The 12,374-nt window shown below is 71.5% G+C and carries 10 protein-coding genes; 5 read left to right on the top strand and 5 right to left on the bottom strand.

Annotation, left to right across the window (positions count from 1 at the left end; genetic code table 11):
- Positions 1 to 87: 87 nt before the first annotated feature.
- Together ACFY5C_RS32345 and ACFY5C_RS32340 are read right to left on the bottom strand one after the other, a co-directional pair.
- Entirely contained in the window at positions 88 to 1,035 is a 948-nt protein-coding gene (locus tag ACFY5C_RS32345) for a DUF389 domain-containing protein (RefSeq protein WP_389450937.1), read from the bottom strand.
- Positions 1,036 to 1,069: 34 nt separating this feature from the next.
- Complete coding sequence (locus ACFY5C_RS32340; RefSeq protein ID WP_389451199.1) at positions 1,070 to 1,564, bottom strand: gluconokinase; 495 nt, start codon at positions 1,562 to 1,564, stop codon at positions 1,070 to 1,072.
- Positions 1,565 to 1,991: 427 nt separating this feature from the next.
- Here ACFY5C_RS32340 and ACFY5C_RS32335 point away from each other — a divergent pair, with 427 nt between their 5' ends.
- From ACFY5C_RS32335 to ACFY5C_RS32325, 3 genes are all read left to right on the top strand, one after another.
- On the top strand, positions 1,992 to 2,996 hold the full coding sequence (locus tag ACFY5C_RS32335; protein WP_389450934.1) for a YhjD/YihY/BrkB family envelope integrity protein: 1,005 nt from the start codon (positions 1,992 to 1,994) through the stop codon (positions 2,994 to 2,996).
- A 64-nt stretch (positions 2,997 to 3,060) separates the two neighbouring features.
- On the top strand, positions 3,061 to 5,175 hold the full coding sequence (locus ACFY5C_RS32330; protein WP_389450931.1) for a SpoIIE family protein phosphatase: 2,115 nt from the start codon (positions 3,061 to 3,063) through the stop codon (positions 5,173 to 5,175).
- A gap of 111 nt (positions 5,176 to 5,286) precedes the next feature.
- On the top strand, positions 5,287 to 6,270 hold the full coding sequence (locus ACFY5C_RS32325) for a Ku protein (RefSeq protein ID WP_389450928.1): 984 nt from the start codon (positions 5,287 to 5,289) through the stop codon (positions 6,268 to 6,270).
- Between the two features lie 40 nt (positions 6,271 to 6,310).
- Here the strand turns inward: ACFY5C_RS32325 and ACFY5C_RS32320 are convergent, their stop codons facing one another.
- Both ACFY5C_RS32320 and ACFY5C_RS32315 read right to left on the bottom strand, forming a co-directional pair.
- A complete protein-coding gene (locus ACFY5C_RS32320) occupies positions 6,311 to 6,526 on the bottom strand; it encodes a hypothetical protein (protein WP_389450925.1) in 216 nt (71 codons plus the stop codon).
- A 107-nt stretch (positions 6,527 to 6,633) separates the two neighbouring features.
- Positions 6,634 to 7,107, bottom strand: coding sequence for a DUF6194 family protein (locus ACFY5C_RS32315; protein WP_389450923.1), 474 nt, complete (start codon positions 7,105 to 7,107; stop codon positions 6,634 to 6,636).
- 21 nt (positions 7,108 to 7,128) lie between these two features.
- Between ACFY5C_RS32315 and ACFY5C_RS32310 the strand changes: the two genes are divergently transcribed.
- Complete coding sequence (locus ACFY5C_RS32310) at positions 7,129 to 7,926, top strand: MerR family transcriptional regulator (RefSeq protein WP_389450920.1); 798 nt, start codon at positions 7,129 to 7,131, stop codon at positions 7,924 to 7,926.
- The gene (locus tag ACFY5C_RS32305; protein ID WP_389450918.1) at positions 7,919 to 8,755 is read left to right on the top strand and encodes an alpha/beta fold hydrolase; all 837 of its coding nucleotides are present in this window, start codon (positions 7,919 to 7,921) and stop codon (positions 8,753 to 8,755) included. The genes ACFY5C_RS32310 and ACFY5C_RS32305 overlap by 8 nt, the downstream gene beginning before the upstream one ends.
- A 90-nt stretch (positions 8,756 to 8,845) precedes the next feature.
- Here ACFY5C_RS32305 and ACFY5C_RS32300 read toward each other — a convergent pair whose 3' ends face one another.
- Positions 8,846 to 12,220 (bottom strand): pyruvate carboxylase, encoded by a 3,375-nt coding sequence (locus ACFY5C_RS32300; protein WP_389450915.1) that lies wholly within the window; start codon positions 12,218 to 12,220, stop codon positions 8,846 to 8,848.
- Between the last annotated feature and the right edge of the window lie 154 nt (positions 12,221 to 12,374).

Genomic DNA, 12,374 nt, shown 5'->3' with positions numbered 1-12,374 from the left:
CTCAGATTAAGCCGAGGGTCCAGGATCGGCGCGCGGGGACGAGGGCGGCGGGGCCCGGGGGGGCGGGCAGGATCCGTCCGGCCCGCCCTACTGCCCGGATGCCGCGGCCCGCCGGGTCGCGCGGCGCCACAGCCGCCGCTGCACACGCAGAGCAAGGACGCCGACGGCCACGAGGACCACCACGTTGAGCAGCAGTTGGACGAACGAGCCCCACACGTGGTCCCAGTCCCCGAACGCCAGCGAGACCGCCATGTCCGAGGCGGCGGGGATGGTGGTGACGGAGATGAAGACACCCAGCAGGGCACTGCCGCGCGCCTCGGTCAGCGAGACGATTCCGACGATGCCGGCGAGAAAGGCCACGGCGACGGAGAAGAAGTTCGGCGTGCCGATGAGGTTGGACACGGGCCGCAGGCCCAGGTCGAAGGCCTCCGACTGCAGTCCGAAGCCCCGGGCCACCGCGGCGAATCCCAGGGTGGCCACGATCGCCAGGGAGAACCCGACCACCAGCGCCCGCACACCCTCACGGACCCTACGTCGGCTACGACGGTCGAGGCCGAGCGCGACGCTGGTGATGGCGTTGTACTCGGGGCCCACCACCATGGCCGCCACGATGAGGATCTGAGAGTTCGACATGATGCCGACCGAGCCGATGATCCCGGCGATGACCAGGAAAAGGTAGAAGGACGGCCGGTAGGTGCCCTCCGCCCGGATGCGCGCCTCGACGCCGGCCCACAGCGGCGCGTGGACGAGCGCGCTCGGCTGATCGGTCTCGAGTTGCTCGGCCTGGCGCGAGAACATCACGTCGATGCCGTCCACGGCGATCGACCCGGCACGGTCGACGCCCAGTTCGCGCAGCTGCCCCAGCACGTCGTTGGCGGCGCCCTGCACCACGTCGCACTCCACCGCGTCGCCCTCGGGGACCTGGCTCGACCGCACCACGACGAGATTGAGCACGCTGCTGTGCGAGGCGAGCAGGCCGACGGCCGGCCGGGTGAGGGCGGACGGCATCACCATCCGGAAGTGGACCAGTTCCATCCGGGTCTCCTGTGGGCGGGAAGCGGGACGCCCGCTATCCGTCCGGCTCGGCCACGGCTCGCAGTGCCGCTGCCACGACCTGCTCCCGGGGTGCGCTCGCGTCGACGGTGACGCCCGGCTCGTCGGCCTGCAGCGGTTCGAGAATCGCGAACTGTGAGTCCAGCAGCCCGGGCGGCATGAAGTGCCCTTCCCTGCGGGCGATCCGCTGCGCGGCCGACCTTCGATCGAGAGAGAGGTGGACGAAGGACACGTTCGCGCCCTGGCCCGCACTCCGAAGCTCGTCCCGGTACCGGCGCTTGAGTGAGGAACACGTGACCACCCCGCCACGCCCGTGCGACACGGCCGACCGGATCCACTGGCTGAGGGCCGCCAGCCAGGGTCGGCGATCGGCGTCGTCGAGGGGCTGCCCGGCGGCCATCTTGGCAATCTCGGGCGCGGAGTGCAGTGCATCGCCCTCCAGGAAGGGCACGTCGAGCTGCTGGGCGAGGCGCGCCCCGACGGTGGACTTCCCGGACGCCGACACGCCCATGACGATCACGACCCGGGGGCCGTTGACCTTCGCGGTCAAGCTCCCTCCCTGCGGTGATGGCGGAGCTCCGGTACACGCCCACTATCGCCCCGGGTCCGGCGGCGCGCTGCGCGGGTGGTCCTTCCGGACGTCAACCGGCCAGCTCGTAGGCGCTCTTTGAGGTCCACGGCCATGGGCGATCCCATCAGGCGCCGTACGGCTCGAGCGTGGGCACGGCCGTGATCCGCCGCATCTCCTGCCCGGCGTCCCCGGCGTCCGCGTCCGCGCCTCGGCGGGCGACGGAGTGCCGTGGCCCGCGCGGTCGCGCAGTCTGGAGACCGGAAAGGAGCGGCGCGATGGAGACTTCCGCACGGCTACCGTCGGCAGCAGGGTTCCGGACACCATGGCCGCGCTCCACGCGCGCCGGTGACTGATGCCGCGCGGGGGCATGGGCGAGGACTCCGGCGAACCGCCGAACCGGCCCGCCGGGGAGGGCGGCATCACCAAAAGCACCGGCACCACCGGCGCAAGCCGCCCCGCCAACGGCCACCGGCGGATCCGCTGGCTGCTGCACGCGTCCTGGTGGCGTGGCCGCATCAGGAAGCTCACTGCCTGGCTCAAAGCCGTCCACGCGCAGGTGGAGACCCGCTTCCCGGTGGTCACAGCGTTGGTGGACCGCATGGTGTCGGTGAACATCTTCGACTCCGCCACCCGCATCGCGGCCCAGTGCTTCCTGACGGCCGTTCCCTTGCTGTTCGTGCTGAGTGCGTACGCGCCGGAGGCGGTGCAGGACCAGGTCATCTCGGCGGTCAGTGCTGTCTTCGGTCTGAACGGGCAGGCGAAGACCCAGTTGGAGCAGGCGTTCCAGCCCCCGAGCGACGATCTGCGCCAGGCGACCGGCGTGGTGGGTGCGCTGATGGTGCTGCTGTCGGCCACCGCGGTCAGTCGCGCGGTGCAGCGGCTGTGCAGACGGGCCTGGCTGCTGCCACGGGCGGGGGCGAAAGTCGCTCCGTGGCGGTGGCTGGCGTGGATCGTCCTGTGGCTCGGCACGCTGGTCCTGCAGGGGCTGCTCCACAACGGGTTCGGCCTGGGGGCGGGACTGGGAATCCCGGTCATCCTGGTCATCGAGGCGGCCCTGTGGTGGTGGACCCAGCACCTTCTGCTCGGCGGCGCCGTGCGCTGGTCACCCCTGCTGCCGGGCGCCGTGATGACGGCGATCGCGGTCAGCACGTTGTCCCTGACCGCGCACTTCTACATGCCACGGGCGCTCAACCGGGCACTGGCGGACTACGGGTCCGCCGGACCGGTCTTCGCCCTGCTGTCCTGGCTGATCATCGTGTGCGTGGCCGTCGCCGTCGGTCTCAGCGCGGGGGCCGTACTGTCCCAGGAGCCGTTCCTGCGGCGCCGCCTCGGAACCGCGACGTCGCCTCCCGGCACGGCACCGGACACCTGATCCACATGCCGTGCCGCCGGGTCGGGCTTAGCGTTCTGGATATGGGCGTTGGGTGTTGCGCCGAATGAGTGGGTCCGATGAGCAGCCGGAGGCGGCTGATCCGCTCGGTGAGGCCTTGGCGGCGGCTGTGCGGCGCACCGGTGCCAGGTCCGGGGGTGTCTACCTGCTGGACCCGGCCGAGACCGCAATGGGTCTGCTCGCCCTGTGTGGTCTCCCGGTGGATGCCTTCGCACCGTGGTGGCGGATGTCGTTCGCCATCCGCGGCCCGGCCCAGGATGCGGTTCGCCACGAGCAGCTCGTCTGGGTGAATTCCCTGGAGGCGCTGGCCCGCGCCTACCCGCGCGCCGCGGCGACCATCCCCTACCAAGTCGCCTTCGCGATCGTCCCGCTGAAACAGATCCGGCACTGCCGGGGTGCGCTGCTGCTGATCTGGGCCCCGGACCGGTCGCCCCGCCTCAGCCGCCGCGAGCGCGGCCGCATCGCCGTCAGCGCGCGCCGTATCGCCCGCGTCCTGGATGCCGAGGCCTCCCCGCCGGCCATTCCGGACCGGCCCCGCTTCGTCCATCCCCACCGCGAAGAGCCGCAGCCCCAGTCCGAGCTCGCGGCGGCCGACCTGGTGGAACGTCTGCCCCTCGGCACGCTCGCCCTCGACCTCGGAGGGCGCATCACCTACGTGAACGCCGCAGCCGCCCGTCTGCTGGGCAGGCCGGCGAAGCAGCTGCTGGGAACCCAGCCGTGGCAGTCACTGCCCTGGCTCGACAACATCGCGTACATGGACGCGTACCGCACCGCCATGAGCAGCCGCGAGCACCTCGCCCTGACCGTCCTGCGCCCACCGGACCAGTGGCTGGACCTGCGTCTGCACACGGATGACAGCGGCACCAGCATCCTCATCACCCCCGACCAGTCGTCCAAGCCCCTCGGCACCCAGCCGGCCTCCCCCGCCAGCACTCCGCCGGCGAGCCGGATCCATCTGCTGATGGCCCTGACAGCGGCGCTGACCGAGGCCGTCGGTGTCCAGGACGTCGTCGACCTGATCGCCGACCAGATCCTGCCCGCCTTCGGCGCCCACGGCATGATCATGTCCGCCGCCGACGCCGGCCGTATCCAGATCATCGGACACCGCGGCTACGACCCCGCCCTGATCGAGCAGTTCGACGGCCTGCCCACGGATGCCGACCTGACGCCGGCCGGCCGCGCTCTGGCCACCGGCGCGTCGTTGTTCTTCGCCAACCGCGGCGAACTCGCCCGCCTCTACCCGAGGGCACCGCAGATCAGCGACAAGCACGCCTGGGCCTTCCTGCCGCTGCTCAGCTCCGGGCGCCCCATCGGCTGCCTGCTCCTCGCCTACAACCGGCCCCACACCTTCACCGCCGCCGAGCGCTCCATCCTCACGCCCCTCGCCGGTCTCATCGCCCAGGCCCTGGACCGTGCACGCCTCTACGACGCCAAGCACAATCTCGCCCACGCCCTCCAGCAGACCCTCCTTCCGCACGCCCTGCCGACCGTGGCCGGTCTCGAGGTCGCCGCCCGCTACCTCCCGGCCAGCCAGGGTGTGAACATCGGCGGCGACTTCTACGACCTCATCCGCCTCACGAACACGACCGCCGCGGCCGTCATCGGAGACGTGCAGGGCCACGACATGACGGCGGCGGCCCTCATGGGCCAGGTCCGCATGGCCGTCCACTCCCATGCCACGGCCGGAGCCGCTCCCGACCAGGTCCTCACCCGCACCGACCGCGACCTCGCCGACCTGCACGCCAGCCGTTTCGTCTCCTGCCTCTACGCCCACCTCGACCTCGCCCGCCACCAGGTGACCCTCGCCAGCGCCGGACACCCTCCCCCACTCCTGCGCCACCCCGACAACCGGGCCCATCCCGTCGACGTCCGCCCGGGCCCTCCGCTCGGCCTCGGCTTCGGCACCCCCTCCTACCCGCTCACCACACTGCCCCTGGGCCCGGAGACGCTCCTCGCCCTCTACACCGACGGCCTCGTGGAAGACCCCGGCACCGACATCACCCAGACCATCGCCGACCTCGCACAGCACCTCAGTGAGTCGAGCGATCTGCCCCTGCACCAGCTCGTGGATCGCCTGGTGCACCACACACGCCGCACCAACCGGCACACCGACGACATCGCCCTGCTGCTGCTTCAGCCCAACCGCCTCGCGGACGCGTGAGCACGATGCCGTCCGCGCCCCGCGCGCGAGGCGGGGTGCGGGGTGCGAGCGTGGAAGCAGGACAACGGCCCGGGTGGGCCTTCGGTTGGGTGCGGGACGGAGCGATGCGCCATGGCTCGGGCGATCTGGACAGGGGTGATCACGTTCGGGCTGGCCAGCGTGCCGGTCGGCCTGTACACCGCGACCGAGGACCACACCGTCCACTTCCACCAGCTGCAGCGCGGCACCGCCGACCGGATCCGCAACCGGCGGGTCAACGAGCGCACCGGCGAGGAAGTGGACAGCAAGGACATCGTCATGGCCTTCGAGGCTGCCGAGGGCGAGTACGTCGTCATCGACCCCGACGAGCTGGACGAGATCGCGCCGGGCCGCTCGAAGGCCATCGAGATCTCGGACTTCGTCGACCTGGCCGACATGGAGCCCGTGTACTTCGCCCGCACGTACTACGTCGCCCCGCGCGGCAAGGAACACCTGAAGGTGTACGAGCTGCTGCGCGCGGCGCTGGCCGAGGCGGACAAGGCGGGGATCGCGACCTTCGTGATGCGCGGCAGACAGTACCTGACCGCGTTGCGCGCGGCCGATCAGGTCCTTGTCCTGCAGACCCTGCACTGGGCCGACGAGGTGCGCGACCCGGGCCGGGAACTGCCCGAGCTGCCCTCCGGCCGCGCCGGGCGGGGCAAGGAGCTGGACATGGCACTGCAGCTGGTCGATGCGCTGAGTTCCGACTGGGATCCCGCCCGCTACCACGACACCTACCAGGAGAAGGTGCGGGAGCTGGTCAAGGCGAAGGCCGAGGGCCGCGACATCGCGCTGGCCGAGGAAGCCCCCGAGGCGACCAACGTCGTCGACCTGATGGATGTCCTCCAGCACAGCCTCGACCAGGCCCGCTCCCCCGGGAGTGGCGCCGCGCAACAGCGCAGGAAGCCGGCCGCCGAGAGTCCGGCGCGGAAGAGCGAACTGCGGCGGATGAGCAAGTCGGAGCTCTACCAGCAGGCCTCGGACCAGAAGCTCCCGGGTCGCTCGAAGATGACCCGCGACCAGCTGATCGACGCCCTCGCCCGGGCGGGGCGCAGAGGAAAGAAGACGGCCGCCTGACCGAGGAGCCCGTGACGGCGAAGGCTGTGGTCGCCGCCCCTCAGTGGCCCCACTCGTCCGGGCCGCCGCCCCGCCATTCGATCAGGGCGGACTGCCGTACGTACTCGGGATCGGCGTCCTCGATCCCCGCCCGGCTCAGGAACTCGGCCACGTCCAGGAGCCCGTACGCCATGCCCAGGAACTGGGTTTCGGCACGCACCCGCCGGCCGCCGTCCTCGGCGGGCGGATAGATGACGATGGGCTGCGCACTTGCCATAGCACCAGGGTGCGATGCGGTGTGCTCGGGCGCATGCGGGGCGGCCGCGGCCCGGCTGGGTGGCCGGGACGGCGATCCGGGCCGGTGGCCGGTGGTGTTCCGCTTCCTCAGATCGTCGATGCGGCGCGCCGCTCATGGCGCGAGCGTGCCAGGTGATGGGCCGCACGCAGCAGCTCACGGGTCGCCGATGCTGTGCGCGGCCCCGGGTTCACGACTGCCAGCCAGCCGAGGGCGCCGTAGACGGGGTGCGCGATCACGGTGTCGGCGACGCCGGGATCGACCTCGCCGGTGGCTGGTTCGCGGGGCGCGTGACCGGTCCACCGGACGAACGCTTCCTTGCCGGCGTTGACGTTCACTCGGAAGGTGTCCGCCCGCTCCAGACGTGACGCCTCGTCGCCGGGGTAGTTCTTGGTCACGATCGTCGCGAACGGCTGGGTCGTCGTCGGCAGCACCCCATCGGGGGCGTAGTAGAAGAACGTGTCGCCCCAGCTGATGTCCGGTGTGCCGTCGCCCGGCGCCGGCCGGACGGTCAGCACGCCGTCCAGTGCGTCCACGAAGCTGATGATCTCGTCCATGGTCATGTGCTCTAGCGTTGCATTGAAGTGCTTGTGGAGACTTTGAGGCGCAGATGGAGGGCTTTCGAGGTGACAAGTCTCAAATCTGGCGATCTGCGCACTGCCGACGTCGCGCGGCGTTGCGGGTACTCCGTTCAACAGGTGCGCAATCTCGAACGCGACGGTGTCCTTCCGCCGGCGACGCGCACGGCCGCGGGCTACCGGGTCTACGGGGACGTGCATCTGCAGTCCGCGCTGGCCTACCGCGCCCTCGCAGCAGGCGCCGGTCCGACCGAGGCCAGGAGAATCGTCCGGGCCGTCCACCACTCCCCCACCTCGCAGGCACTGGCCCTGCTCGACGCGGCCCACGCCCGTCTCGACGCGGAGCGCACGGAACTGAGGCTGGCCCAGGAGGCCGCCCGGGCCATCGCCGGTGAGCCGATCGAGGACGTACGGGCGTCGGACTCGATGAGCGTTTCCGACCTCGCCGCCGCTCTCGGCGTCCGTCCTTCGACGCTGCGGCACTGGGATGCCGAGGAACTCGTCGTCCCGAACCGTGACGCCGCGCGTGGCACACGCCGGTACACGCCCGCCCAGGTCCGGGATGCGCGGATCGTGCACCAGCTGCGCAAGGCCGGTTACCGCATCGCACCCCTGCGAGCCCTCATGCCGCAGCTGCGCCGCGCCCGCGGATCGCAGGAGGTCACCTCAGTGCTGGCCGCCAGGGAGGCCGGCATCGCAACTCGCTCCAGAGCGCTGCTCGAAGGTGCCGTCGCGCTCGGCGCCGCCCTCACTATGGTCGAGGCTTCGGCACACACGACCGAGAGGACCAGCACCCGTGAGTGAATGGCAGCCGCCCGAGACGTTCCGCAGCACGTCGGGCGACATCCGCTGGGGCAGCCTCGGGCAACCCGGCCAGGATCCGGTCGTCCTCCTCCACGGGACGCCCTTCTCCTCGTACGTCTGGCGCGCCGTCGCCCGCGCGCTGGCCCGCCGCCACCAGGTGTTCGTGTGGGACATGCCCGGCTACGGGACGTCGGAGATGTCCCCCGACCAGGACGTCTCCCTGGCAACCCAGGGCAGGGTCTTCACCGAGCTCCTGGCGCACTGGAACCTCGACGAACCCCTGGTGGTCGCGCACGACTTCGGCGGTGCCGTCGCCCTGCGGGCGCATCTGCTGCACGGAGCCCGCTATCGTGCGCTCGCCCTGGTCGACCCGGTCGCGCTGGCCCCGTGGGGCTCCCCGTTCTTCCGCCTCGTCGGCGAGCACTCCGACGTCTTCGGCCAACTGCCGCCGGCTCTGCACCGCGCTCTGGTGCGCGAGTACATCAGCTCGGCCAGCAGCCCCGGCCTGCACCCTGCGGTCCTCGACCGGCTCAGCCGGCCCTGGCTGGGCGACGCCGGCCAATCGGCCTTCTACCGGCAGATCGCCCAGGCCGACCAGCGCCACACCGACGAAGTCCAGGAACGGTACGGCGAGATCGGCATCCCGACGCTGGTGTGCTGGGGCGAGGACGACACCTGGATCCCCCTGGCGAAAGGCCGCGAGCTGGCCGCCCGGATTCCGGACGCGCGGCTGGAGCCGATCGCCGGCGCGGGCCACCTCGTCCAGGAGGACGCGCCTGCCGAACTGACGGCCGCGCTCATGGCTTTCCTCCAGGAACGGACAAGCTGACGCCGTGACAGCGGCAGGGGCACGGCCCGGCGGAGAACCCCCGCGAGACCGTGCCCCTGCACTGCCTGTCCTACCTGCCCTTCAGGCCGCTCAGGCGAGTTCGACGAGGAGGTCGCCGCCCTCCACCTGCTGAATGGGATTGATGGCGAGCCTGGCCACCTTGCCGGACTTCGCGGCGGTGATGGAGGCCTCCATCTTCATCGCCTCGATGGTGGCCACCGTGTCGCCGGCCGTCACCTCGTCCCCCTCGGCGACCGTGAGGGTCACCACGCCGGCGAAGGGGGCGGGGACGTGGCCGGGGTTGGCACGGTCGGCCTTCTCCGTGACCGGGACGTCGGAGGCCGCCGCCCGGTCGCGGACCTGGATGGGCCGCAGTTGGCCGTTCAGGGTGGACATCACGGTGCGCATGCCGCGCTCGTCCGCGTCACCGACGGCCTGCAGCTCGATCAGCAGCCGCACACCGCGTTCGAGGTCGACGGAGTACTCCTTGCCGGGGCGCAGTCCGTAGAAGAAGTCCTTGCTGTCGAGGACGCTGGTGTCGCCGTAGGTGTCGCGGTGCGCGTCGAACTCGCGGGTCGGGCCCGGGAACAGCAGCCGGTTGAGCGTCGCCCGCCGGTCCTTCGCCAGGCCCTCGCGGTCGTCGGCGTTCAGCTCCTGGACCGGCTTGGCCTCGGCGCGGCCCTGCAACGCCTTCGTGCGGAACGGCTCGGGCCAGCCGCCGGGCGGGGTGCCCAGCTCGCCGCGCAGGAACCCGATGACGGAGTCGGGGATGTCGAACCTGTCCGGCTCAGCCTCGAAGTCCTTCGGGGACACGCCCGCGCCCACGAGGTGCAGCGCCAGGTCGCCGACCACCTTCGACGAGGGGGTGACCTTCACCAGACGGCCGAGCATCCGGTCGGCGGCGCCGTACATCGCCTCGATCTCCTCGAAGCGGTCGCCCAGGCCCAGCGCGACCGCCTGGGTACGCAGGTTGGAAAGCTGCCCGCCGGGAATCTCGTGGTGGTAGACGCGGCCGGTCGGCGAGGCCAGACCCGCCTCGAAGGGGGCGTAGACCTTGCGGACGCTCTCCCAGTACGGCTCCAGGTCGCCGACGGCCTGGAGGTCGAGGCCGGTGGGCCGCTCGGAGTGGTCGGTCGCGGCCACGATCGCCGACAGGGACGGCTGGGAGGTGGTGCCCGCCATGGACGCCACCGCTCCGTCCACCGCGTCCGCGCCGGCCTGGATGGCGGCGAGGTAGGTGGCGAGCTGCCCGCCGGCGGTGTCGTGGGTGTGCACGTGGACCGGCAGGTCGAACTCCCTGCGCAGGGCCGACACCAAAGTCGCCGCGGCCGGGGCGCGCAGCAGGCCCGCCATGTCCTTGACGGCCAGCACGTGCGCACCCGCCTCGACGATCTGTTCCGCCAGGCGCAGGTAGTAGTCCAGGGTGTACAGGCGCTCCGACGGGTCGGACAGGTCGGAGGTGTAGCACAGGGCCACCTCGGCGACGGCCGTTCCGGTGTCCCGTACGGCCTCGATGGCGGGCCGCATCTGGGCGACGTCGTTGAGGGCGTCGAAGATGCGGAAGATGTCGATGCCGGTGGCCGCGGCCTCGTGCACGAAGGCGTCGGTCACCTCGGTGGGATACGGCGTGTAGCCCACGGTGTTGCGGCCGCGCAGCAGCATCTGCAGGCAGATGTTCGGCGCGGCTTCCCGCAGGGCCGCCAGACGCTCCCACGGGTCCTCGGCGAGGAAGCGCAGGGCGACGTCGTAGGTCGCGCCGCCCCAGCACTCCAGGGACAGCAGCTGGGGCAGGGTGCGCGCCACCACCGGGGCGACGGCGAGCATGTCCTTGGTGCGCACGCGCGTGGCGAGCAGTGACTGGTGGGCGTCGCGGAACGTGGTGTCGGTGACGCCGATGGTCGGGGACGCGCGCAGCCAGCGGGCGAAGCCCTCCGGGCCGAGTTCTGCAAGCCGCTGCCGCGACCCGGCCGGCGGCTCCCCGGCCGGCAGCGCGGGCAGCTTCGTCAACGGCTCGAGCAGGTCGGGCCGTTCGCCGTGCGGCTTGTTGACGGTGACGTCGGCCAGGTAGGTCAGCAGTTTGGTGCCGCGGTCGGCGGAGTGCCGGGCGGTGAGCAGGTGCGGGCGCTGCTCGATGAACGACGTGGTGACGCGGCCCGCCTGGAAGTCGGCGTCGTCCAGCACCGCTTGCAGGAACGGGATGTTGGTGGCCACGCCGCGGATGCGGAACTCGGCCACGGCGCGCCGGGCACGGCCCACCGCGGTGCTGAAGTCCCGGCCCCGGCAGGTCAGTTTGACCAGCATGGAGTCGAAGTGCGCGCTGATGTCCGTACCGGCGTGGGTGGTGCCGCCGTCGAGGCGGATGCCCGAGCCGCCCGGCGAGCGGTAGGCGCTGATGCGGCCGGTGTCCGGGCGGAAGCCGTTGGCGGGGTCCTCGGTGGTGATACGGCACTGCAGCGCGGCGCCGCGCAGCCTGACGGTCTCCTGGGCGAGGCCGAGGTCGGCGAGGGTCTCGCCGGCGGCGATGCGCAGCTGCGACTGCACCAGGTCGACGTCGGTGACCTCCTCGGTCACGGTGTGCTCGACCTGGATGCGCGGGTTCATCTCGATGAAGACGTGGTTGCCGTCGCGGTCGAGGAGGAACTCCACGGTGCCGGCGTTGCGGTACCCGATCCGGCGGGCGAAGCGCACGGCGTCGGCGCAGATCCGGTCGCGCAGCTCCGGGTCGAGGTTCGGCGCGGGCGCCAGCTCGATCACCTTCTGGTGGCGGCGCTGCACCGAGCAGTCCCGCTCGAACAGGTGGATGACGTTGCCCTGCCCGTCGGCGAGGATCTGCACCTCGATGTGGCGGGGCTCGACGACCGCCTTCTCCAGGAACACAGTGGCATCGCCGAACGCGGACGCCGCCTCACGGGACGCCGCCTCGATGGACTCCCGCAGCTGGGCGGGATCCTCCACGCGGCGCATGCCGCGGCCGCCGCCACCTGCGACCGCCTTGACGAACACGGGGAAGCCGATGTCGTCGGCCGCTCGTACCAGTTCGTCGATGTCGTTGGAGGGCGCGGACGAGCCGAGCACGGGTACGCCGGCCTCGCGGGCGGCTGCCACCGCGCGGGCCTTGTTCCCCGTCAGCTCCAGGATGTCCGCGCTCGGCCCGACGAAGGTGATGCCCGCTTCCTCGCAGGCACGGGCCAGATCAGGGTTCTCGGACAGGAATCCGTACCCCGGGTACACCGCGTCCGCTCCGGCGCGTTGTGCCGCCCGGACGATCTCCTCCACGGAGAGATACGCCCGCACCGGATGCCCGGGCTGTCCGATCTCGTAGGCTTCGTCGGCCTTGAGCCGGTGCAGGGAGTTGCGGTCCTCGTGCGGGAAGACGGCGACGGTGCGCGCGCCCAGCTCGTAGCCTGCGCGGAACGCACGAATCGCGATCTCCCCGCGGTTGGCGACCAGCACCTTGCGGAACATTCTTGATCCCTTCAGCCTTGCGGTGACGGAGCACCCATGGTGTCGGCGGCGCCTCTTTCACGCCATGTGAGCCGGGCCACTCGCGATCTCCCCCCTCACCTGCCCAGGTTCCGCAACCTGTCACAGCGCACCACCGACACCCGGGCGGCCGGAC

Origin of the sequence: Streptomyces sp. NPDC012935 (assembly GCF_042900345.1) — a bacterium.
Classification (GTDB): Bacteria; Actinomycetota; Actinomycetes; order Streptomycetales; family Streptomycetaceae; genus Streptomyces.
Note: the sequence above shows the minus strand (reverse complement) of the source record. Positions and strands in the feature narration are given on the sequence as shown.

What these genes read in the sequence shown, in the direction of transcription:
- ACFY5C_RS32345 (WP_389450937.1), bottom strand. Translation starts at nt 1,035, where the DNA reads ATGGAACTGGTCCACTTCCGGATGGTGATGCCGTCCGCCCTCACCCGG.
- ACFY5C_RS32340 (WP_389451199.1), bottom strand. Translation starts at nt 1,564, where the DNA reads ATGGGCGTGTCGGCGTCCGGGAAGTCCACCGTCGGGGCGCGCCTCGCC.
- ACFY5C_RS32335 (WP_389450934.1), top strand. Translation starts at nt 1,992, where the DNA reads ATGGGCGAGGACTCCGGCGAACCGCCGAACCGGCCCGCCGGGGAGGGC.
- ACFY5C_RS32330 (WP_389450931.1), top strand. Translation starts at nt 3,061, where the DNA reads ATGAGTGGGTCCGATGAGCAGCCGGAGGCGGCTGATCCGCTCGGTGAG.
- ACFY5C_RS32325 (WP_389450928.1), top strand. Translation starts at nt 5,287, where the DNA reads ATGGCTCGGGCGATCTGGACAGGGGTGATCACGTTCGGGCTGGCCAGC.
- ACFY5C_RS32320 (WP_389450925.1), bottom strand. Translation starts at nt 6,526, where the DNA reads ATGGCAAGTGCGCAGCCCATCGTCATCTATCCGCCCGCCGAGGACGGC.
- ACFY5C_RS32315 (WP_389450923.1), bottom strand. Translation starts at nt 7,107, where the DNA reads ATGACCATGGACGAGATCATCAGCTTCGTGGACGCACTGGACGGCGTG.
- ACFY5C_RS32300 (WP_389450915.1), bottom strand. Translation starts at nt 12,220, where the DNA reads ATGTTCCGCAAGGTGCTGGTCGCCAACCGCGGGGAGATCGCGATTCGT.